We start from the raw sequence: 21,713 nt of genomic DNA on the forward strand, positions 1-21,713 counted from the left end.
ATCGGATGCCGCTTCGTCTTCTTTTCACGTGGTCTCTTTCGACCGGACATTCACGACGTACATGATGTGGCCGCACGGACCCCCGTGCTCCCCCGAGCCAACGGAAGATAACGGAGAAGGCGTGTTCCCGACCCCTTCCAGACCCGGTCCCCCCGACACCCCCGGAACCCGGCCCGCGCGTCGTGGCCGCGCCCTGGCCACCGGATCCGCCCTGACCGCCCTGGTCCTGGGCGCCGGCCTGATCACCTCGGTCCCCGCGGCGGCCGCGGCCGACACCCCGCTCATCAGCGAGGTCTACGGCGGAGGCGGTAACAGCGGCGCCCCCCTGCGCCACGACTTCGTCGAACTGGGCAACCCCACCGACGCCGCCGTGGACGTCTCCGGCTGGAGCGTCCAGTACCTTCCGGCCCGTCCCGGCCCCTCCACCCGGGTCCAGGTCACCCCGCTCGAAGGCGAGATCCCCGCCGGCGAGCACTACCTGATCCGCCAGGCCGCGGGCACCGGCGGCGGCGCCGACCTCCCCGAGCCCGACGCCGCCGGCAACACCAACATGTCCGCCACCGCGGGCACGGTGCTGCTCGTGGACGGCACCGGAGCCGTCGAGTGCCGGACCGCCGCCGACTGTGCCGCCGACGAGAACGTCGTCGACGTGCTCGGCTACGGCGCCGCGACGATCTTCGCCGGATCACCCGCGGCCGGCACCGGCAACACCACCTCCACCTCGCGCGACGAGGCGTTCACGCACACCGGGGACAACGCCGCCGACTTCACCGTCGGCGAGCCCACCCCCACCAACTCCGCGGGCGAGACCGCCACCGAACCCGGCGAAGGCGAGCCGGGGGAACCGGTCGAGCCGGGCGAGGACCGCATCCACGACGTCCAAGGCGTCACCCGCACCTCGCCCCTGGCGGGGGAGCAGGTCACCGGCCTGCCCGGAGTGGTCACCGCGATCAACGCCTTCGGCGGCGGCCGCGGCTTCTGGTTCCAGGACACCGAGGGCGACGACGACCCCCGCACCAGCGAGGCGCTGTTCGTCTTCACCGGCTCCACCACGCCCGACGTCGCGATCGGCGACGAGGTCCTGGTCGCCGGACGCGTGAGCGAGTACCGTCCGCAGGCCGGCGCCCAGACCATCACCCAGCTCGAACAGGCCCGCTGGACCACGCTCTCGCGCGGCAACGACCTGCCCGAGGCGATCCTCCTGGAGGAGGACACCCTCCCCACCGCCTACGCCCCCTCGGACGGCGGTGACATCACCGACAGGGAACTCGAACCCGACACCTACGCCCTGGACTTCTGGGCCGCCAACGAGCACATGCTCGTCCGGGTCGAGGACGCCCCGATCATCTCGCCGACCGACGGCTACGACGCCCTGTGGGTGACCACCCGCCCCGACGAGAACCCCACCCCCAACGGCGGCGCCCACTACGGCTCCTACGACGACCCCAACGGCGGCCGGGTGAAGATCGAGTCGCTGCTGGACCGCGCGGAGCGCCCCTTCCCCGAGGCGAACGTCGGCGACACCCTCGCCGGGGTCACCGAGGGTCCCGTCTACTACAGCCGGTTCGGCGGCTACCTGATCCGCGCCACCACCCTGGGCGAGCACGTCTCGGGCGACCTGGAGCGCGAACCGCTCCGTGAGACGGCCCGCCACGAGGTCAGCGTCGCCACCTACAACGTCGAGAACCTCGGCGGCGCCGACGACCAGGAGGCCTTCGACGACCTCGCCGAGGGCCTGGTCACCTACCTGCGCTCGCCCGACATCGTCGGCCTGGAGGAGATCCAGGACAACAGCAGCGAGACCGACGACGGCGTGGTCGACGCCGACGTCACCCTGGACCGTCTGGTCGACGCGATCGCCGCCGCCGGCGGGCCCACCTACGAGTGGCGCCAGATCAGCCCCGAGGACAAGAAGGACGGCGGGGTCCCCGGCGGCAACATCCGCAACGCCTTCCTCTTCAACCCCGCGCGGGTCCAGTACGTGGACGTGGAGGGCGGCGACGCCACCACCCCCGTCGAGGTGGTCGAAGGAGAACGCGGCGTCGAACTGTCGGTCTCCCCGGGCCGGATCAGCCCCGGTGACAGCGCCTGGAACTCCAGCCGCAAGCCCCTGGTCGGCCACTTCCGGGCGCTCAACCGCGACATCTACGTGGTCACCAACCACTTCAACTCCAAGGGCGGGGACCAGTCCCTGCACGGCGTGAACCAGCCGCCGAACCGTACCAGCGAGACGCAGCGCAACGCCCAGGCGGAACTGGTCCGCGAGTTCGCCGACGAGCTCCTGGCGGCGGACCCCCGGGCCAACCTGGTGGTGATGGGCGACCTGAACGACTTCCAGTTCTCCCGCACCCTCGACATCCTCACCGGCGACGGCGCCCTCATCAACCCGATGGTGGAACTGCTGGAACCGAACGAGGGCTACAACTACAACTTCGACGGCAACTCCCAGGCGCTCGACCACATCCTGGTCAACGGCGCCCTGTCCGGTCGGATCGACTACCGGATCGCGCGGATCAACTCCGAGTTCCACGATCAGGTCAGCGACCACGACCCCCAGGTGCTGTGGATCGACACCCGCGCCGGCACCTCGCCCGGCCGGCGCTGAGGTTCCGGAACCGGCGGGGGGCCTCACGCCCCCGCCGGTTCCGTCAGCGCACGTCCCGCCAGGACAGGACGAACGCGGACAGCCACCACAAGAGGCCGGTGAGGGCCGAGGCGGAGAGCACGATCGCGCCCACCGCGGACGGGTCGATCTCCGCCGATCCGGAGACGGCGCCGTTCCCCAGGAACGACGCCGAGGTCACCAGGGCCTGGGGGACCAGGTGGGACACCACACCGCCCTCACCGCCGAGCATCGTCGCCACCCCGAGCGCGCACCCGAGCAGCCCCAGGGCCACCGGCGCGGTGAAGGATCGGATCAGCATCGACAGCAGGGATTGCAGGGCCGCCACGGGCAGGGCCGCGACCACGGCGAGCAGCGCCACCGGCACGTACTCCCACGGAGGGGGACCCTCCAACCCGAGCACCCACGTCCCGGTCAGGCCTATCAACACCAGCAGCGCCACCTGCATCGCGGTCACCACGAGAGCGAGGGAGACGATCTTGGCCCCCACGATCGCGCTCGGACGCGCGGGCGTGGTCATCAACAGGTTCCAGTTGTTCCCCCGGTGTTCCATCCGCCAGGCGGCGGAGGCCAGCACCGCCACCCCCATCGACATGAAGAACAGCCCGTAGAACAACACCGCCTGGGAACGGTAGGGACCCCAGCCGGAGGAGAGGACGTCCTGGTTGCCGTGGTAGTTCAGGGTCCCGGCGGTGACGGCCAGAACCGGGAGGACGACCGCCACGATCCACAGGGACGAACGCCGGAGTTTGGCCAGTTCGGAGACGATCACGCGGGACCTCCCTCGGCACGGTCCAACCGTCGGCAGGCCGTGAGGAAGAGGACCGCGGCGCCGCCCAGGAACAGGGTGAACAGGACGGGATCCGGCTGGGACTCGATCAGCCGATCTCCCCCCTCCATGCGCAACGGGGAGATGGCCGCGTAGTACCCCCACGGCAGCGCGTACGCCACCCACGAGGGCATGAGCAGGGAGAAGACCGCGTAGAAGGCCCCGAGCAGCCCGACCCCCAGGCCCACGAGCTGGTTGTCCACCCGGGCCGCCAGCCACAGGTGCAGACCCAGCAGCGCCAGGTTCACCGCCGTCAGACAGAGCGCGTAACGACCCCACAGGAGGAGGGGCGGCGCGAACTCGATACCGGCGATCGTCCCCGCCAGGAGCAGCAGCGCGCACTGCGCCACCACCGTCGAGACCAGGGCCGTGCCCAGGACGAGGGCCTTGGCCCGGCACAACAGCCCCGGCCCCATCCCCGCCGTCCGGGCGAGCGTCCACCCCTGCCCCTGATGCTCGATGTCCACCTGGCGTCCGGCGAGCACCGCGACCAGGATCGGCGAGGTCATCGCCGCGACCATCACGTGGTTCAACAGGAGCCGCTCCCACGGACGCGTGTCCGGGTCGGCGAAACCGGCCCGCGCCGTCTCCGACCCCAGGCTCAGCCCGGCCAGGACGACGACGGCCACCGCCATCACCAGGCACAGCGCCCACACCCGCATCCGTCGCGTCTTACGGACCTCCAGGCCCACGGCGGTCCGGATCACGACAGCCCCTCACGTCCGGTCAGGTCCATGAAGACCTCCTCCAACGAACGTTCGACCCGGCGCAGACCGTGGACCGGCACGTCGTGGTGGACCAGGTGGCGTACCAGGGCGGCGGTGGACCCGCCGTCCCGTCCGGCCAGCCGCAACCCCTCGCGCACGCGCACGGCGGACAGCCCCGACGCCAGCGCGCGCTCGGGCTCGGGGGTCTCCACGATCAGATCCGGGGCGCTGCGGTCGAACAGCTCCTCCCGGGTGCCCTGGAAGATCAGCCGCCCCTGGCCGAGGATCCCCAGGACCGACGCCATCCGGTCGATCTCGTCGAGCAGATGACTGGAGACCATGACGGTGACGCCCTCTCCGGCCAACGACACCAGCAGAGCCCGGATCTCCTCGATCCCGGCCGGATCCAGCCCGTTGGTGGGCTCGTCCAGGATGAGCAGACGGGGTTCGCGCGCCAACGCCATCGCGATGCCCAGACGCTGCTTCATGCCCAACGAATAGGCGCGCACCGGCTTGTCCATCTGGTCGCGCAGCCGCACGGTGGCCACGGCCCGCTCCACCCGGCGTTCGGACAGGCCGAGCATCCGACGGACGATCGCCATGTTCTCCCGTCCGGTCAGATGGCCGTAGCCGGGCGGTGACTCGATCAGCGATCCGATGAGCGGGGTGAGCTCGTGCCGGGTGCGGCGGTCCATGGGACGGCCCAGGACCCGGATCTCGCCCCGAGTGGGCCGCACCAGGGACAGCAGCATCTTCATCGTGGTGCTCTTCCCCGAACCGTTGGGCCCGAGAAAACCGTAGACGCGACCTTCGGGCACCCGCAGGTCCAGGGAGTCCACGACCGTGCGCGACCCGTAGGCCTTGGTCAGTCCCTCGGTGGTGATGACGTGACTCATGGAGCCTCCTTCCACCGAGAAGACTCCCGTCGAGGACCCGCGCCGCACATCGGGCCGGGGGACCGGATCCCGCCTCCTACCGGGGGAGGAGGGTGCCCTCAGCGGTCGCGGAGCAGCTCGTCACGGTCCACCACACCGGCCCGGAACGCGAACAGCACGGCCTGGACCCGGTCCCGCGATCCGGTCTTGTGCAGGACGTTGCCGACGTGGGTCTTCACGGTGGGCATGGACAGGACCAGGAGGTCGCGGATCTCCGTGTTGGTGAGACCGCGCGCCATCAGGGCGAGGACCTCTCGTTCCCGTGGGGTCAACGATTCCAACGCCCGTCGCGTGGCCCGGTCCGCGGGCGCGAACGGACCGGACCGGCCGCCCAACAGGGGGCGTACGTGCCGCAGCAGCCGCCCGGTGGAGCTCGCCGAGATCACCGAGTCGCCGCGGTGGACGGTGCGCAACGCCTCCAGCAGCTCCTCCGGAGGCGTGTTCTTGAGCAGGAAGCCGGCGGCGCCCGCCTCGATCCCCTCGACCACGTACTCGTCGACGTCGAACGTGGTGAGCACGACGATCCGGCACCGCTCCCCGGCGTCGACCAGGGCACGAGTGGCGGTCAGACCGTCGGTCCCCGGCATGCGCACGTCCATGAGCAGCAGATCCACCGGGTCGGCGCGCTGACGTTCGATCGCGGCCGAGCCGTCGTCGGCCTCCCAGACCACCGCCATGTCGGGCTGGGAGTCGATGACCATCGCCAGCCCCGCGGTGAACAGCCGTTGATCGTCGGCCAGCCCCACCCGGATCACGCGTCCTCCCAGGGAACGATCGCCCTCACCCGCCACAGACCCGTGGCCGGATCCTCACCGACCTCCAGGGAACCTCCGTGGAGGGCGACCCGCTCGCGCATACCGATCAGGCCGTGTCCCGAAGCCCCGTCCTCGCCCTTCCGGCCCTCGGGCCCGGGCCGGTCGGTCACCGTGACCACGATCCTTCCGGGAGAACGGTCCAGATCGACGCGCGCGCTCACGGCCCCCGCGTGCTTGAGGGCGTTGGCCAGGGACTCCTGGACGATCCGGTAGACGGTCAGGGAGACACTGGCGGGAGGGGCGGCGACCTTTCCCGGCGGCGGAACGTCGACCAGCCGGACGTCGAGCCCGGAGCTCCGATGGTCGTCGATGAGTGAGGGAAGGTCGTCCAGGCCGGGAACAGGGGAGGGGGCGGGGTCGTCCTCGACGCGCAGCACCCCCAGGAGTCGATGCAACTCCCGTGAGGACTCCCGACCCACACGGCCGATCGTCTCCAACGCCGTCACCGCCCGCTCGGGGGACGTCCGCGCCGCGTAACGCCCTCCGTCGGCCTGGGCGACGACGACGCTCAACGAATGCGCGAGGACGTCGTGCATCTCCCGGGCGATACGGGTGCGCTCGTCGAGGGCGGCCAACCTCAGCTCCCGCTCCCGACCCTCCTCCAACAGGCGGGCGTGCTCCACGAGACGGTCCACCTCCTCCCGACGGCGCCGACGGACCGTGCCGAGCAGCGCGAACAGCAGCGTGGTGCTCCAACCGGCCACCACCGAGGTGAACCGGGCACCGAGATCCTCGACCGGCGACAGACCCGGAACGAACAGGAAGGCCCAGGCCGTACCGGCCAACAGGAGGGCGAGGACCACACGGCGACCGGCCGGGCCCAGCTCCGTCCGCGACGTGTAGGCGCAGACCAGGACGCACACCACCGACAGCACCGTGAACATGCCCGACCACAGGACCTGGATCAACAACAGGACCGCCAACGCCGTCAACGCGGTCCACGGTCGGATCCGCCGCACGCTCAACGCGGCACAGCAGGCCAGGGAGAGAGCGATATAGAGGAGGGCGTCGACGGGCGTCTCCGAGGAGAACGGCCAGAGCGACATCGACAGGACGAACCAGAGGAGCGCCCAGAGCGCGTCCACGGCGAACACGTGGCGACGCGCCCAGGACGAGGCACGGTCCGGGAACGGGCGTGACGACGGGACGGGCATGCCGCCCCACGCTACCGAGGGCACCACCGGCCCGGCCTCATGCCCCGGTACGAGATCCACCGCGACGACCATGGCGTGGATCACCCGATGGGAGGCGCGGGGTTGCCTATCCTGGGAGGTCCGTACCGCCCACCCCAGGGAAGCGAACGATGAACGTACTGCTCACCGGCGGGGCCGGCTACATCGGCTCCCACACCGCCGTCGCGCTGCTCGAGGCGGGCCACGAAGTGGTCGTCGTCGACTCCCTGGTCAACAGCCACGAGGAGGCGCTGCGCCGGGTCGAGCGGATCACCGGACGCGCGCTCACCTTCCACCGGGCCGACTGCACCGACCCCGAGGCGATGCGCGAGGTGTTCGCCCGGCACGACATCGACGCCGTCATCCACCTGGCCGGCCTCAAGGCCGTGGGCGAGTCCACCGAACAGCCGTTGCGCTACTACCGCAACAACCTCGACGCGCTGCTCACCCTCTGCGAGACCATGGACGCCGCCGGCGTGCGCGACCTCGTCCTCAGCTCGTCCGCCACCGTCTACGGAGACCCCGAGCGGGTGCCCATCCCCGAAGACGCACCGTTGTCCACCACCAACCCCTACGGCAGCACCAAACTGTTCGCCGAACGGATCCTCGACGACCTCGCCACCGCCGACCCCCGCTGGCGGATCGTCTCCCTGCGCTACTTCAACCCGATCGGCGCACACCCCAGCGGCCTGATCGGCGAGGACCCGCAGGGCGTCCCGAACAATCTCTTCCCCTACATCGCCCAGGTCGCCGCCGGACGGCGCGACCACCTCAGCGTGTTCGGCGACGACTACGACACCCCCGACGGCACCGGCGTCCGCGACTACCTCCACGTCATGGACCTGGCCACCGGCCACCTGGCCGCCGTCGACCACCTGGCCGACGCCCCGGGCCACCGCGTCTACAACCTCGGCACCGGACGCGGCACCTCCGTCCTGGAGGGCCTGCGCTCCTTCGAACGCGCCACCGGCTCCCCGATCCCGCACCGGGTGGTCGACCGCCGCCCCGGCGACATCGCGGTCTGCTACGCCGACCCGGCCGCCGCCTCCCGCGACCTGGGCTGGAAGGCCGAACGGACCGTCGACGACGCCTGCCGGGACGCCTGGCGCTGGCAGTCCACCAACCCCGACGGCTACACGGACCGACCCGCCCCGGACCCCGTGCCGGGCCGCACACCGGACCAGGCGTCCTGAGCACGGTGAACGGCCTAGACTGAGAGGACATCCCGATTTTCTGTGGAAGGTCCTCTCCGTGTCCGTTGGTGCTGAGAGCACGTTCGACACCGTCCTCGTCGTCGACTTCGGTGCGCAGTACGCGCAGCTGATCGCACGGCGGGTACGGGAATGTCACGTGCACAGCGAGATCGTCCCCTCGACCATGCCGGTCGAGGAGATGCTCGCGAAGAACCCGAAGGCCATCATCCTCTCCGGTGGTCCGTCCTCGGTGTACGCCGAAGGGGCCCCGAGCGTGGGGGCCGAGCTGTTCGAGACCGGGGTCGCGACCTTCGGTATCTGCTACGGCTTCCAGGCCATGGCGCGTGCCCTCGGCGGTGTCGTCGACAAGACCGACCTGAGCGAGTTCGGCCGTACCCGGCTGACCACGACCGGCGACTCGATGCTCTTCGACGGGCTCCCCGAGGAACTGAGCGTGTGGATGTCGCACGGCGACTCCGTCGTCCAGGCGCCCGCCGGCTTCAAGAGCACCGCCGGGACCGAGGGCGCCCCGGTCGCCGCCTTCGAGGACGCCGACCGCCGCCTGTTCGGTGTCCAGTTCCACCCCGAGGTCATGCACAGCGAGCACGGCCAGGAGGTGCTGCGCCGCTTCCTGTACGAGGGCGCCGGCTGCCGGCCCACCTGGACGATGGTGAACATCGTCGAGGAACAGCTCGACCGCATCCGCGAACAGATCGGTGACAAGCGCGTCATCTGCGCCCTGAGCGGCGGGGTCGACTCCGCCGTCGCCGGAGCGCTCGTGCAGCGCGCCGTCGGCGACCAGCTCACCTGCGTGTTCGTCGACCACGGCCTGCTCCGCAAGGGCGAGGCCGACCAGGTCGAGAAGGACTTCGTGGCGATCACCGGCGCCCGCCTCAAGGTCGTCGACGCCGAAGAGCGCTTCCTCTCCGCCCTGGCCGGCGTGACCGACCCGGAGGAGAAGCGCAAGATCATCGGCCGCGAGTTCATCCGCGTCTTCGAGCAGGCCGCCCGTGAGGTCGTCTCCGAGAGCGGCGAGGACGGCAGCGAGGTCGAGTTCCTCGTCCAGGGCACCCTGTACCCCGACGTGGTGGAATCCGGTGGTGGCAGCGGCACCGCCAACATCAAGTCGCACCACAACGTGGGCGGACTCCCCGAGGACCTCCAGTTCACCCTGGTGGAGCCGCTGCGCGAACTCTTCAAGGACGAGGTCCGCCGCGTCGGCGAGGAACTCGGACTGCCCCCCGAGATGGTGTGGCGGCAGCCCTTCCCCGGCCCCGGCCTCGGTATCCGCATCATCGGCGAGGTCACCAAGGACCGGCTCGACATCCTGCGCGAGGCCGACGCCATCGCCCGCGAGGAACTCAGCCGCGCCGGCCTCGACCGCGACATCTGGCAGTGCCCCGTCGTCCTGCTCGCCGACGTCCGCTCGGTGGGCGTCCAAGGCGACGGCCGCACCTACGGCCACCCCGTGGTGCTGCGCCCCGTCAGCAGCGAGGACGCCATGACCGCCGACTGGTCGCGCGTGCCCTACGACGTGCTCGCCCACATCTCCAACCGGATCACCAACGAGGTCCGCGAGATCAACCGGGTGACGCTCGACGTGACGAGCAAGCCCCCGGGCACCATCGAATGGGAGTAGAGCTCCCCTGAACGGCATGGAACCCGGCGCCTGAGGCGCCGGGTTCCGTGTTTGTCGGGGGGTTGAGGTGGGAGGTCGTGTCACCCTTACACCCTGCTGGGGTCGGGGTCCGAAAGTGTTTGCTTTGGCCCTCCGCCGGCGCTTCGGGCACTCCCTGGAGTTGATGTAGGAGAACACGTACCGGTCGCACCCCCTGTGTCTGCGGTAGGAGACCGTGTACTGGTTACACCCTGCTGTGGTTGGGGTCCGAGAGTGTTTGCTTTGCGCCTCCGCCGGCGCTTCGGCGCGTGTTCGGGCGCCAAGGGAGGCGGGAACCTTCGGCACCTCCGGTGTGGCCACTCGTACCTCGCGACCCCACCTACGGCACCTCCAGAACCCCGCCGGCGCCCGAACGGGCAACCCCCTGGAGTTGATGTAGGAGACCGCGAACCGGTCACACCCCCTGGGCTTGATGTGAAAGAACAGGTACCGGTCCCACCCCCTCGTGGTGAGGTAGGAGATCGAGCGGCGGGTCGCACCCCTGGGGGTGAAGGTGGGAGTCCGCACCTTCCGGCACCCCAGGGGGTCGGTACACGCGGTCTCCTACAGCAACCACGGGGGGTTGCCCGTTCGGGCGCCGGGAGTGTTCTGCAAGACGAGTCAAGCCGCCCGCGAGGAACGAGCCAGGCGTAGACGAGGATGAAGAACGCTCCCTCCCTTGGCGCCCGAACACGGCCCGAAGCGCCAGCGGAGGGCCAAAGCAAACACTTTCGGGCCTCGCCCCAGGCAGGGTGTAAGGGTGACACGCCCTCCCACACCAGCCCCCTGGGGTGTCACGGTCACGCGACCTCTTGCCTTCCCCCTTGGGCCGGGGGGTTCTTACTCCTCGACGGTGAGGAGGTCGGCGCGGGTCGAATCCTCGTCCGGGTGGTGGTAGAGCTCCAGGGAATCGGGGTCCTCGTCCGCGGCGAGGACGAACACGAGCCTGCCGGCGGCGGCCGTTCCGGGTTCGATGGTGGACCACAGCGGGTCCGTCCCCTCGGTGGAGGTGGGGGACATGGCCTGGCGCCAGCGCCGCTCGCTGGTCACCATCTGTTGCAGAGCGGCGTCGAAGTCGATGGCCTGTTCGCCGAGGTTCTCCAACTTCATCTCGATGACGCAGTACTTGCCGTTGGTGGAGGAACGTCCGGCGAGTTCGTCGACGCAGTGGGCCTTGTCTATCTGGTAGCGGACCGTGCCGTCGGGTGACACGTACGCACCGTCGGCACCGGCGGAGGGCGGTTCGTTCTTGTCGGCCCCCTCGGCGGGAGGCACCGCGTCCTCGGGCGGAGCCGTGGTCCCGGGCTTGCCGTCGCCGGCCCCGTCGGAGCTCCCCTGGCCGGAGAGCTGACCGTTCAGCGCCAGGACGATCACCAGGAGGGTGCTCAACAACAGGACGGCGCCGCCGATGACCAGGCCCCAGAACACGCCCCTGCGTTTGCCGGGCGAGGCGGGGCGGTGCGGTGGCGGAGGTACCGGTGGCACGTACGGCTGCGGGGCCCGTTGCTGTTGCTGCTGCTCGGGCGGCGGCACCATCGGGATGGGGCCGGTCGCGGCGGGGTGTTGCGCCTGAGCCGGGTGGGCCTGTCCGGGCCCGTTCTGTGGCGGGTGCCCCGGATGCTGTTGGTGCGCCTGATGCGTGAAGTTCCCGGTCTGGTGCGCGGGCGGCGGCATGGGGGGCGCCGCCTGGTACTGGCCGGGCGCCGGGTGGCGCATACCGGTCATGGTCTGGTGGCCCGGATGCGGCATTCCGGGCGGTCCGGGAGGCATGGGGGGCAGGTTGGGGCGCCAGGACTGGTGCAGGGCGTGCGACACCATGTCGTTGGGGTTGCTGGTGTCCTCGCCGCCGGCGAGCTCCAGGAGCAGGTCCTGGGCGGTGGGGCGGCGGCCCGGCTCCTTGGCCAGGGCGCGCGCGACCAGACGGTCCAGGGGCGGGGCCAGCCCGGTGAGCCGGGGTTCGGCGAACAGCACCCTCTTGCCGAGCGTCATGGCGTCGCCGTTGCCGAAGGGGTGGGTCCCGCTTCCGGCGAAGGCCACCAGACAGCCCCAGGCGAAGATGTCGGCCGAGGTGGTGACCTTCTCCTCCAGAAGCTGCTCCGGAGCCATCCAGCCGGGACTGCCCATGACGATGCCGGTCTGGGTGTGGTTGGTGGCGGTGTTCATCGCACGCGCGATACCGAAGTCGATCACCCGGGGGCCGGAGATCGACAGCAGCACGTTGGCCGGCTTGAGGTCGCGGTGGACCAGACCGGTGCGGTGGATGGCGGCCAACGCGGCGGCCACGCCCAAGGCGAAGCCGTGCAGCGTGGAGGAGTCCAACGGACCGTTCTCCGCGATGTGCTCGGCCAGAGCGGTGCCCGCGATGTACTCGGTCACCATGTAGGGACGGTTCTCGAACGTCCCGTGGTCGAGCACCTTGGCGGTACAGAAGGAGGCGACCTTGCGGGCGTTCTCCATCTCGTCGCGGAAACGCGCCCGGGTCTGCTCGTCGAAGGCGAGCTCCGGACGGATGACCTTGATGGCTACCTGGTGGTTCTTCTCCGGCGTGCTACCCAGGTAGACGGTTCCCATGCCGCCGCTACCCAGCTTCCCGGACAGCACGTAGGGACCGATGGTGGCCGGATCTCCGGCGGCCAGCGGTTCCAGGTTCTTCGGGAGCCCATCCGACGGCAAGCGACCCTCCCCGACGGTGTCCAAACTCCGCCTTGCCCCAAGGTAGCGGTGTTTGTGCCCTGATTCCCACTCGTAGGCCGGATCGGGCCGCTTAGGGGACGGGCGGTAATTGACATGACAGTGGTTGCGAGTCCGGGGTCGTGGGGCCCGGTCGCCCCCGGGCGAACAGGTGTTCGCGCCGGTCGAAGGCGGTGAACACCAGGGGCCCCATGCGGGGGTGTGTGTTCACACAAGGTGGGGGTTCCTTTACGATTGGGGACTCGTGACCGTTAATACCACCGTAACCGTGCGGGTCCCCGCGAAGGTGAACCTCCAGTTGGCGGTGGGGCCCGGCCGCGAGGACGGATTCCACGACCTCGTCAACGTGTTCCACGCCGTCTCGCTGTTCGATGAGGTTACCGTCAAGGAGGCGTCCCCGCGTCGGTCGGCTCCCCTCACGACGTTGACCGCCGAGGGTGAGATGGGATCTCACCTGGCCAGGGTGCCGCTGGACGAGAGCAACCTCGCGGCGAAGGCCGCCCTCGCGGTGGCGGAGGCGTCCGGTCTGGGTGCTCCGGTCGACATTCACCTGGACAAGCGCATCCCGGTGGCCGGCGGTATGGCCGGGGGCAGCGCGGACGCGGCGGCCGCCCTGGTGGCCTGTGACCGGCTGTGGGGTGCCGGTCTGTCCAGGGAGCGCCTGCTGGAGGCGGCGGCGGACCTGGGCAGCGACGTGGCCTTCGGGCTGGTCGGAGCGACCGCGCTCGGGACCGGTCGGGGCGAGATCCTGGAGCCGATGTCGAGCCCGGGGCGCTATCGGTGGGTGTTCGCCCTGTCCAAGCGGGGTCTGTCCACGGCGGACGTCTTTCGCGAGTACGACCGGCTGCGTCCGGACGCGCCGGCCCCGCGCCTGGATCCCGAGCTGGAGAAGGCCCTGGCCACGGGGGACGCGGAGGCGCTCGGCCGTGCCTTGAGCAACGATCTCCAGCCGGCGGCCCTGTCGTTGTTGCCGGAATTGGAGCGGACCCTGGCGGCGGGGAGCGCCGCCGGAGCCTTGGGCGCCCTCGTCTCCGGGTCGGGCCCGACCTGCGCCTTCCTGGTGGGCGGCGGTGAGGATCCGCGGGTTCTGGCCGAGCGAGAGGCCGAGGTGGTGGCGGCTCTGAACGGCACCGGGCTGTGCGAGCGGGTCGTGGCCGCGGACGGGGACGTTCCGGGCGCCATGGTCGTGTGATGCGAATCACTTCCGTTTTTCGGTGAAAGCGGGGCATTCCACCACTTGACCTCAACCTTGATTGAGGTCGAACACTGGTGTGCATGACGACGACAGCGACGTTCTCCAGGTACGCCGACCTCCCGGCGCTCATAGGACTCATGGAGGGGGACGAGAAGCACGACGGTGCCTCGCTCTCCACCGTCGACGTCCTCTGGGTGCTCTACGACCGTGTCCTCTCCACCACGCCCGAGACCGCAGAGGCCCCCGACCGAGACCGCTTCCTGCTCTCCAAGGGGCACGGACCGACCGCCTTCTACGCCGTGCTCGCCGCCAAGGGCTTCCTCAAGGTCTCCGCCCTGCGCGGATGGGCCTCCTTCGACTCACCGCTCGGCCACCACCCGGACCGCGTCCTGGTGCCCGGGGCCGAGATCGGCAGCGGCTCCCTGGGCCACGGCCTCCCCCTGGCGCTGGGCAGCGCCCTGGGGCTGCGAGCCCAAGGCCTTCGCCGGGCCGACGGGGCCGAACCCCGCGTGGTCGTGCTCGTCGGCGACGGCGAACTCGACGAGGGCAGCAACCACGAGGCCATCGCGGCCGCCGCGCGGCTGGGTGTCGACAACCTGACCGTCGTGGTCATCGACAACGATTCCTCCCAGCACGGCTGGCCCGGCGGGATCGGCCGCCGCTTCGAGGTCGAGGGCTGGGAGACGCGCGAGGTGAACGGTCGCGACCACGACGCCCTCGAAAAGGCCTTCACACCCTCCGACGATGGACGTCCGCTGGTCGTCGTCGCCCGCATCCGCAACGGAAACCGAGGAGCCGACCATGCGTGAGACCTTCGTGAACACCGTCGAGAAGGCCCTCGACGAGGACCCCCGCACCGCGCTCGTCCTCGCCGCCATCTCCGCCGACCGGTTTCAGCGATCGGCCCGGCGCCACCCGGGCCGCGTCATCGACCTGGGCATTCGAGAGCAGGCGATGATCGGGGTGTCCGGCGGCCTGGCGCTCTCCGGGATGCGCCCCATCGTGCACACCTACGCGCCCTTCCTCATCGAGCGCCCCTTCGAACAGATCAAGCTCGACCTCGGCCACCAGGGCGTGGGAGCGATCCTGGTGAGTATCGGGGCCTCCTACGACGCCGCCTCGGAGGGCCGCACCCACCAGGCGCCCGGGGACGTCGCCCTGATCGACACCCTGCCCGGCTGGACCGTGCGCGTGCCCGGCCACCCCGACGAGGTCCGCCAGGCCCTGGAACAGGACCTGCCCGGCGACCACTCCGTCTACATGCGCCTGACCGGGGAGACCAACCGCTCCGCGCTACCGGTCGGCCCCCGCCTCCACGTCGTCCGCACCGGGTCGCGCCGCTCCGCCGGTGTGGTCGTCGCCGTCGGCCCGACACTGGACCGGGTCCTGGAGGCCACCGAGGGCCTCGACGTCACCGTCGCCTACACCTCCACCGTGCGCCCCTTCGACCGCGAGGGACTGGCCTCCCTGGTCGCCTCGGCCGGCAGCGCCGACGTGCTCATGGTCGAGCCCTACCTGGAGGGCACCTCCGCCCTGGAGATCTCCGAGGCGCTCGCGGACCGCCGCCACCGACAGCGCTCCCTGGGCGTGGGCCGCGGATCCGAACTGCGCGCCTACGGCACCCCCGAGGAGCACGCCCGCGCCCACGGTCTGGACGTCGAGGGGATCGCCAAGTCCGCCCGCGACTTCTTTCTCGTCTGAGACGTCGCCCATCGAACGCACCCGGGGCCCGGCGTGGTGAGGCCCCGGGTGTCCTCGTCCGGACGGGCGGTCCGCGCACCTTCGCGGGGGCAGCACAATGGAAGGTGATGACGAATCTGGTCAACCTTCAGGACGTGTCCCTGGCCTACGGGCCGCTCGTACTCCTCGACAAGGTGTCGCTCGGGGTCGACGAGGGCGAACGCATCGGCGTGGTCGGTCGCAACGGCGGCGGTAAGTCCACGCTGATCTCGGTGCTGTCCGGTATCACCGAGCCCGACTCCGGCCGCGTCGTGCACAACCGGGGGCTGCGCGTCGGCTTCCTGCACCAGCGCGACGACTTCCCCGACACCACGGTGGGGGAGTTCGTGCTCGGCGACATGGCCGAACACGAGTGGGCCGGCAACGCCCGCATCCGCGACATCCTGCGCGGCCTGCTCGGCGGCTGGGACCTGAACCTGCCGATGTCGGGGCTCTCCGGCGGTGAGCGCCGCCGTTCGGGGCTGGCGCGCCTGCTGGTGGACGACCACGACCTCATCGTCCTGGACGAGCCGACCAACCACCTCGACATCGAGGGCATCGCCTGGCTCGCCGGACATCTGCGCGACCGGCCCGAGGCGCTCGTGGTCGTCACCCACGACCGCTGGTTCCTGGACGCCGTGACCACTCGCACCTGGGAGGTCGGGCGCGGCGCCGTCGAGCGCTACGAGGGTGGTTACGCCGCCTACGTGCTGGCCAAGGCCGAACGCGACCGGCAGGCCGCCGCCGCGGAGGACCGCCGGCAGAACCTCATGCGCAAGGAGCTGGCCTGGCTGCGTCGGGGCGCCCCCGCGCGTACCTCCAAGCCCAAGTTCCGGATCGAGGCGGCCAACCAGCTCATCGCGAACGAGCCGCCGCCGCGGGACACCGTGGAGCTGGTCCGCTTCGCCAGCTCGCGGTTGGGCAAGACCGTCATCGACCTGAAGAAGGTCTCGGTCTCGATCCCCGACCGCACTCTCCTGGACGAACTCACCTGGCAGCTCGGCCCCGGCGACCGGGTCGGCCTCGTCGGTGTGAACGGCGCCGGCAAGTCCACGCTGCTCAAGATCCTCGCCGAGGAGCGCGAGCCCGACTCGGGCACCGTGCGCACCGGCCGGACCGTCAGGCTGGCCCACCTGTCCCAGAACGTGGCCGAGCTCGACCCCACCGCCCGCCCCCTCCAGGCCGTCATGGACGTGCGCGAGCACATCACCATCGGCAAGCGGGACTACACCGCCAGCCAGATGCTGGAGAAGTTCGGTTTCCGGGGCGAACGCCAGTGGACCCCGATCGGCGACCTGTCCGGTGGTGAGCGGCGCCGTCTCCAACTGCTGCGCCTGCTCATGGACGAGCCCAACGTGCTGCTGCTGGACGAGCCCACCAACGACCTCGACATCGAGACCCTCACCGAATTGGAGGACCTCCTCGACGGCTGGCCGGGTTCCCTGGTGCTGGTCAGCCACGACCGGTACTTCCTGGAGCGGATCACCGACCGTGTGCTGGCCCTCATGGGCGACGGGACGCTCGCGTTCCTGCCCGGAGGGGTCGACGAGTACCTGGAGCGTCGGGCCGCCGGCGCGGGCGACGCCACCGTGCCGTTGGGCGCCTCCGAGGTGGCCGCCGCGGAGAAGCCCGACGAGGGGCCGGTGGTCTCCGCCGCCGAGCGCCGCGCCGCCCAGAAGGAGATGCAGCGCGTCGAGCGGCGGATGGACAAGATCGCCAAGCGCGAGGCGCAGCTCCACGAGCAGATGGCCGAGGCCGCCGACGACTACACCCGGCTCGCCGAACTCGACGCCGAGGTCAGGACCCTCGCCGCCGAGAAGGACGAGCTGGAGATGGTCTGGCTGGAGCAGGCCGAACTGATCGGCGACTGAGGTTCTCGGGCCCTCAGGGACACCGAGGGCCCGCCGGCCGGTGGGACAGGCGGGTCAGGGCCACGTCGAGGGCGTCCTCGGCGGCGCACGGCAGATCCGGTACCACCCCGGAGCCCTCCCAGTTGGTGCCGGTGATCGGATGTACCGGGCGGCCGGTCGGCACGGCCACCTCCAGGTGGGGATGGATCCGAAAGCCCTCGCGCGGGTGGGCGCCGCCCCTGGTGCGTTCGCCGACGACCGTCGCACGTCCGTACTGCTGTAGGTCGTAGGCGAGCTCCTCCGCGCCGGAGAAGGTGTCCGCGCCGGTCAGGACCGCCAGCGGCCTCCGGCCGCCGAACGTGGGCCCGGACGGGGGCGGGGAGGCCCAGGACTGGACGGGCGCGGTCCCGTCCGCGAAGTGCATCGTGTGCAGGTGGGTCGGCTCGTCGAACAGGTGGCCGCAGATGAACGCCACCGTTTCGGGGGCGCCGCCCCGGTTGTGCCGTAGGTCGATGACGAGCGCGTCCGCGTCGGCGACCGATCGCAGCGCGGCGGTCAGCCGGTCCACCACCATCGACAGCGGGTAGAGCAGCGGTCGCAGCTCCAGGTGGGCGACGCCGTCCGCCGGCCGGTCGATCCCGGCGACCCCGCCGTCCTGTTCTCGGGCCTCACGGGTCATCATCTCGGTCAGACCGGCCTCGTCCGGCGACTCGGGGATCTCCTCCGCGTGGTGCTTCAGTCCCAGGTGCGCGTCGCCGTTGAAGGAGCGCAGGTCGGCGGTGACCAGCTCGGCGAGGGCGGCCGGGCCGTCCGCGCCCCGGTAGCGGCCCGAGGCGTGCCGGTCGGCCAACAGCCGTCGGAGCCGTTCGCCCTGTTCGGGGAAGACGTAATGCCGGGCCACCAGCCGGCCGGTCTCCGCGACGAGGTCGTCGATGTTCATGTCGTGTGCTCCTGCACTGTGACGCGGGGGGGGTGAGGGCGTTCAGTAGAGCACGGGGATTGACAAAGCGTCAATGATTCTTGACTCTTGGAATCATGACCGACCACTCGGACCCCCCGCTCTCCAAGCCGGAGCAGTTCAAGGCCCTCGCGCATCCCCTCCGGCAACGGATGCTGTTCGTCCTCGGAGAGCGTGAGGAGACCGTCAGCCGACTCGCCACGATCCTGGACACCCACAAGGGCAACATCGCCCACCACCTCAAGGTCCTCGTCGCCACCGGCATGGTGGAGCCGGCCGGAAGCCGGAAGGTACGGGGCGGCACCGAGTACTACTACCGGCGCTCCATCGGACACGTCGCGATCGAGGAGGCCCACCCCGGACCGGCCGAGGCGATGCTCCGCGCCGTCTCCACGGAGTTCACCGAGGCGCCGGGCGACCCGCTGTTGGCCGTGCGCCACCTGCGACTCACCGAGGCGCAGGCCCGACGTCTCCACGACGAACTGTTCGCCCTGGCGTACGAGGCGGAGGAGGCGGGGGAGGGCGAGGCCCGATACGGGATCCTGGTCGGCCTCTACCGACAACCCTCCATGCCCGAGCCCGAGTGACCGACTCATAGGCTGTCCACAGGGCGCGTACGGTTCCGAACGCAAGGAGACGCCATGGCCGACCTGGACTCGATCCCGGTCACCCTGATCGACGGACGCGAGACCACCTTCGGCGAGTGGGCCGGAAAGGTGCGCCTGGTGGTGAACGTGGCGTCCCGCTGCGGACTCACCTCCCAGTACGGTGCGCTGGAGGAGCTCCAGAAGCGCTACGCCGACCGCGGTTTCACGGTCATCGGATTCCCCAGCAACCAGTTCCTCCAGGAGTTCGGCGGCGACGACAAGATCGCCGAGTACTGCTCGACGACCTGGGGCGTCACCTTCCCGATGACCACCAAGACGAAGGTCAACGGACGCGGGCGCCACCCCCTCTACGAGGAGCTCACCCGGGTCCCCGACGCCGGGGGGAGCGCCGGACGGATCAGGTGGAACTTCGAGAAGTTCCTGGTCCTGCCGGACGGGACCACGCACCGATTCCGGCCGACCACGGTGCCCGACGCCCCCGAGATCGTCGACCTCATCGAGGGTTCCCTGCCCGAGGGCACCTGACCGGAGGACCGTCCACGCCGGGCGTTCGGCGGCCGGTTCACGACGGGGCGAGCAGCCGGCCGCTGACGACGCTCCCGTGGAAGGTGCGCGTCGCGACGACGATCCAGGCGGCGACGAGCCCGACGTAGAGGACGGCGGCGAGCCAGGCCAGGGTGACCGACCCGGTGTGGCCGGCCAGCGCACCGACGCCGGTGACGCAGGTGCCGACGGGGAAGGTGAAGGACCACCAGGTCAGGGCGAAGGGCGCCCCGCCGCGGAACCGATGGACCGTCACCGCCGCCGCGACGCTCGCCCACAGCAGGGCGAACCCGAGGACGGGGAGCCCGTAGACCACGCCGAAGAGTTCGAAGGCGGTCGCGAGCCGTGCGGAGACGGCGTGGTGGGCGCTGTCGCCCAGGAGGTTCGCCGCGGTGATGGACTGCCCCAGAGGGCCCAGCACGATCCACAGCGTCGGCACCATGGTGGTCTCTCCGGGGCCGTGCTGAACGAGCCTGGTCCACAGCATGACGATGATCGGCAACGAGGCGACCAGCGAGAGACCGAACATGGCGTAGCAGGCCAGGAACATCAGCAGACGTGGCTCACCGGCGGGTATGTGGGGGACGAGCAGGGCTCCGGAGGCCGCCGAGACCATCGGCGGGACGACGGGCATCAGCCGGCCGCCGAAGGTCGACTCCACCGGGCTGTGGTTCCTCCCGATGAAGGTCGTGTAGGTGACGTACCAGGCGCACGCGAGCCCGAGGAGGGTGCCGAGCGTCCACAGGACGGCGTCGACGACGACCACGGTCCGCTGCCCGAGAAGGTCCCCGCCGAGCAGCAGGGTTCCGGTGCCGACGGTGAGCAGCGCCATGGGCGGGGCGCCCAGGAAGTGCGCCATCACCGGATGCGTGAGGGAGCCGCGCGCCTTGGAGGCGGCGACGCGTAAGTGGACGAAGAAGGCCACCGTCAGAGTGATCAGCAGGACGGTGGCCAGGATCCACACGCCCGTCGCCCAGATCCGCAGGGCCGAGGACTGGAACGGCAGGGTCGCGGCGGCGACGGCGACGATGCCGGTGCCCATGATCGACGCGTACCAGTTCGGGGTCACCGAGCCGACCAGGTCCCTCACGTCGTCGACGTCACGCCACAGCCACCGGCGGCCGGATCCGCGGGCCGGAGCGGAGGGGGTGGGCGCGGACGTCGACGAAGGTGAGAAGGTCATGAGCCCAGAGTGCCGCCGCGCGGCGGTCCCGGGAAGAGTGATGTCCTTGTGGCGGCACAAGCGTTGTTTGTGAAGGGGGACGGGCATGGACCCGGTCGATCTGGACCTCGTCGCGCTCCGGGTTCTGGCCATGGTCGGGGACGGTCACAGCCTCACCGAGGCGGCACGGAGGTTGGGGGTGACCCAGCAGGCCGTGTCGGCGAGGGTGAAGAAGTTGGAGGCACGGCTGGGCGTGACGCTGGTGGCGCGTGGCGCGCAGGGGGCGCGCCTCACCGACACGGGCGTGCTCGTCGCCGGGTGGGCGGGCGAACTCCTGGCCTCGGCGGATCGGGTGGCGACCTCCCTCGCGACCCTGCGCGGGGACGCGGAATCGCGGTTGACGGTCGCCGCGAGCCTCACCATCGCCGAGCACCTCATGCCGCGCTGGCTGAGGGCCATGCGTCAGGAGACCGGACGGGGAGAGCCGCCCGAGGTGAGACTGGTGGCGGCCAACAGCACCGAGGTCGTCGAACGGGTCCGTGAGGGGCGGGCGGACCTGGGCTTCGTCGAGACGCCCGAGCCGGTGCGCGACGTGGAGTACCGGATCATCGGCTCCGACGACCTGGCCGTCGTCGTCGCACCGGGACACCCTTGGGCCCTGCGGCGCCGGCCGATCACGGCGCGCGGGCTCGCCTCCACCCCGCTCGTCCTCCGGGAGCCGGGGTCGGGTACTCGAAGCGCCTTCGAGTACGCGCTCGGGGCGCTACCGGAGCCGTTGGCGCCGGTAGCGCCGGCGGCGGAGCTGCCCACGGCGGCGGGCATCCGGCTCACCGCCATCGAGGAGGGGCTTCCCGCCGTGGTCAGCCGCCGCGCCGTCGAGGAGGATCTCGACGGTGGGAGGTTGGTCGAGGTCCCGGTGTCGGGGGTGCGGTTGACCAGGCCGCTCGCCGTGATCTGGGCCGAGGGGACGAGGCTCTCGCGAGCCGCGGAGGAATTGTTGAGGCACGTCCTCGCCGGCCCGCCCGGGTGAGGTGGGGGGGCGGGAGGGGAGGTCTG

Annotated in this window: 18 protein-coding genes; 10 read left to right on the forward strand and 8 right to left on the reverse strand. The window is 70.8% G+C overall.

Translation table 11 applies throughout. From position 1 onward, the window contains the following. The first annotated feature begins 121 nt into the window (after window positions 1-121). Window positions 122-2,605 (forward strand): endonuclease/exonuclease/phosphatase family protein, encoded by a 2,484-nt coding sequence (locus U9J66_RS10230; protein WP_161110635.1) that lies wholly within the window; start codon window positions 122-124, stop codon window positions 2,603-2,605. A 43-nt stretch (window positions 2,606-2,648) separates the two neighbouring features. Here U9J66_RS10230 and U9J66_RS10235 read toward each other — a convergent pair whose 3' ends face one another. The 5 genes from U9J66_RS10235 to U9J66_RS10255 all read right to left on the reverse strand — a co-directional run bounded on the left by U9J66_RS10235 (window position 2,649) and on the right by U9J66_RS10255 (window position 7,063). After that, the gene (locus U9J66_RS10235; RefSeq protein ID WP_326337585.1) at window positions 2,649-3,395 is read right to left on the reverse strand and encodes an ABC transporter permease; all 747 of its coding nucleotides are present in this window, start codon (window positions 3,393-3,395) and stop codon (window positions 2,649-2,651) included. After that, window positions 3,392-4,159, reverse strand: a complete 768-nt coding sequence (locus U9J66_RS10240; RefSeq protein WP_326337586.1) for an ABC transporter permease — start codon at window positions 4,157-4,159, stop codon at window positions 3,392-3,394. The genes U9J66_RS10235 and U9J66_RS10240 overlap by 4 nt, the downstream gene beginning before the upstream one ends. Then, window positions 4,156-5,055, reverse strand: coding sequence for an ABC transporter ATP-binding protein (locus U9J66_RS10245; protein ID WP_017533357.1), 900 nt, complete (start codon window positions 5,053-5,055; stop codon window positions 4,156-4,158). The genes U9J66_RS10240 and U9J66_RS10245 overlap by 4 nt, the downstream gene beginning before the upstream one ends. Before the next feature lie 98 nt (window positions 5,056-5,153). Further along, entirely contained in the window at window positions 5,154-5,849 is a 696-nt protein-coding gene (locus tag U9J66_RS10250; RefSeq protein WP_161110632.1) for a response regulator, read from the reverse strand. Continuing rightward, window positions 5,846-7,063 (reverse strand): sensor histidine kinase, encoded by a 1,218-nt coding sequence (locus tag U9J66_RS10255; RefSeq protein ID WP_326337587.1) that lies wholly within the window; start codon window positions 7,061-7,063, stop codon window positions 5,846-5,848. The genes U9J66_RS10250 and U9J66_RS10255 overlap by 4 nt, the downstream gene beginning before the upstream one ends. Before the next feature lie 149 nt (window positions 7,064-7,212). Between U9J66_RS10255 and galE the strand changes: the two genes are divergently transcribed. Further along, window positions 7,213-8,274 (forward strand): UDP-glucose 4-epimerase GalE, encoded by a 1,062-nt coding sequence (gene galE, locus U9J66_RS10260; RefSeq protein ID WP_326337588.1) that lies wholly within the window; start codon window positions 7,213-7,215, stop codon window positions 8,272-8,274. A gap of 58 nt (window positions 8,275-8,332) precedes the next feature. After that, window positions 8,333-9,913, forward strand: a complete 1,581-nt coding sequence (guaA, locus tag U9J66_RS10265) for a glutamine-hydrolyzing GMP synthase (protein WP_014909507.1) — start codon at window positions 8,333-8,335, stop codon at window positions 9,911-9,913. A gap of 858 nt (window positions 9,914-10,771) precedes the next feature. Here guaA and U9J66_RS10270 read toward each other — a convergent pair. Next, window positions 10,772-12,604 carry a serine/threonine-protein kinase gene (locus U9J66_RS10270; protein WP_036567723.1) on the reverse strand — a complete coding sequence of 611 codons (1,833 nt, stop codon included), beginning with the start codon at window positions 12,602-12,604 and terminating at the stop codon, window positions 10,772-10,774. A gap of 262 nt (window positions 12,605-12,866) precedes the next feature. Here U9J66_RS10270 and U9J66_RS10275 point away from each other — a divergent pair, with 262 nt between their 5' ends. The 4 genes from U9J66_RS10275 (at window position 12,867) to U9J66_RS10290 (ending at window position 17,407) form a co-directional block, all read left to right on the forward strand. After that, on the forward strand, window positions 12,867-13,814 hold the full coding sequence (locus U9J66_RS10275; protein ID WP_161110630.1) for a 4-(cytidine 5'-diphospho)-2-C-methyl-D-erythritol kinase: 948 nt from the start codon (window positions 12,867-12,869) through the stop codon (window positions 13,812-13,814). 83 nt (window positions 13,815-13,897) lie between these two features. Next, window positions 13,898-14,626: a thiamine pyrophosphate-dependent enzyme gene (locus tag U9J66_RS10280; RefSeq protein ID WP_017533363.1), complete on the forward strand. Its 729-nt coding sequence runs from the start codon at window positions 13,898-13,900 to the stop codon at window positions 14,624-14,626. Next, window positions 14,619-15,518: a transketolase family protein gene (locus U9J66_RS10285; RefSeq protein ID WP_161110629.1), complete on the forward strand. Its 900-nt coding sequence runs from the start codon at window positions 14,619-14,621 to the stop codon at window positions 15,516-15,518. Before U9J66_RS10280 ends, U9J66_RS10285 begins: the two co-directional genes overlap by 8 nt. Before the next feature lie 107 nt (window positions 15,519-15,625). Further along, entirely contained in the window at window positions 15,626-17,407 is a 1,782-nt protein-coding gene (locus tag U9J66_RS10290; protein WP_017533365.1) for an ABC-F family ATP-binding cassette domain-containing protein, read from the forward strand. 13 nt (window positions 17,408-17,420) lie between these two features. Here the strand turns inward: U9J66_RS10290 and U9J66_RS10295 are convergent, their stop codons facing one another. Further along, window positions 17,421-18,326: a S41 family peptidase gene (locus U9J66_RS10295; RefSeq protein WP_326337589.1), complete on the reverse strand. Its 906-nt coding sequence runs from the start codon at window positions 18,324-18,326 to the stop codon at window positions 17,421-17,423. A gap of 95 nt (window positions 18,327-18,421) precedes the next feature. Between U9J66_RS10295 and U9J66_RS10300 the strand changes: the two genes are divergently transcribed. Further along, on the forward strand, window positions 18,422-18,931 hold the full coding sequence (locus tag U9J66_RS10300) for an ArsR/SmtB family transcription factor (RefSeq protein WP_326337590.1): 510 nt from the start codon (window positions 18,422-18,424) through the stop codon (window positions 18,929-18,931). A 54-nt stretch (window positions 18,932-18,985) separates the two neighbouring features. Next, entirely contained in the window at window positions 18,986-19,477 is a 492-nt protein-coding gene (locus U9J66_RS10305; protein WP_326337591.1) for a glutathione peroxidase, read from the forward strand. A 37-nt stretch (window positions 19,478-19,514) separates the two neighbouring features. Here U9J66_RS10305 and U9J66_RS10310 read toward each other — a convergent pair whose 3' ends face one another. Beyond that, window positions 19,515-20,678 (reverse strand): TDT family transporter, encoded by a 1,164-nt coding sequence (locus U9J66_RS10310; RefSeq protein WP_326337592.1) that lies wholly within the window; start codon window positions 20,676-20,678, stop codon window positions 19,515-19,517. Between the two features lie 85 nt (window positions 20,679-20,763). On the opposite strand from U9J66_RS10310, the gene U9J66_RS10315 reads away from it, so the two are divergent. Continuing rightward, window positions 20,764-21,687, forward strand: a complete 924-nt coding sequence (locus U9J66_RS10315) for a LysR family transcriptional regulator (protein WP_326337593.1) — start codon at window positions 20,764-20,766, stop codon at window positions 21,685-21,687. Window positions 21,688-21,713: the final 26 nt, after the last annotated feature.

Origin of the sequence: Nocardiopsis sp. LDBS1602, assembly GCF_035818715.1 — a bacterium.
GTDB lineage: Bacteria > Actinomycetota > Actinomycetes > Streptosporangiales > Streptosporangiaceae > Nocardiopsis > Nocardiopsis alba.

Bases quoted from the DNA above. Each gene is read 5' to 3' on its own strand.
- U9J66_RS10245 (WP_017533357.1), bottom strand. From the start codon at position 5,055: ATGAGTCACGTCATCACCACCGAGGGACTGACCAAGGCCTACGGGTCG.
- U9J66_RS10255 (WP_326337587.1), bottom strand. From the start codon at position 7,063: ATGCCCGTCCCGTCGTCACGCCCGTTCCCGGACCGTGCCTCGTCCTGG.
- galE (WP_326337588.1), top strand. From the start codon at position 7,213: ATGAACGTACTGCTCACCGGCGGGGCCGGCTACATCGGCTCCCACACC.
- U9J66_RS10280 (WP_017533363.1), top strand. From the start codon at position 13,898: ATGACGACGACAGCGACGTTCTCCAGGTACGCCGACCTCCCGGCGCTC.
- U9J66_RS10285 (WP_161110629.1), top strand. From the start codon at position 14,619: ATGCGTGAGACCTTCGTGAACACCGTCGAGAAGGCCCTCGACGAGGAC.
- U9J66_RS10290 (WP_017533365.1), top strand. From the start codon at position 15,626: ATGACGAATCTGGTCAACCTTCAGGACGTGTCCCTGGCCTACGGGCCG.
- U9J66_RS10295 (WP_326337589.1), bottom strand. From the start codon at position 18,326: ATGAACATCGACGACCTCGTCGCGGAGACCGGCCGGCTGGTGGCCCGG.
- U9J66_RS10300 (WP_326337590.1), top strand. From the start codon at position 18,422: ATGACCGACCACTCGGACCCCCCGCTCTCCAAGCCGGAGCAGTTCAAG.
- U9J66_RS10305 (WP_326337591.1), top strand. From the start codon at position 18,986: ATGGCCGACCTGGACTCGATCCCGGTCACCCTGATCGACGGACGCGAG.
- U9J66_RS10310 (WP_326337592.1), bottom strand. From the start codon at position 20,678: ATGACCTTCTCACCTTCGTCGACGTCCGCGCCCACCCCCTCCGCTCCG.
- U9J66_RS10315 (WP_326337593.1), top strand. From the start codon at position 20,764: ATGGACCCGGTCGATCTGGACCTCGTCGCGCTCCGGGTTCTGGCCATG.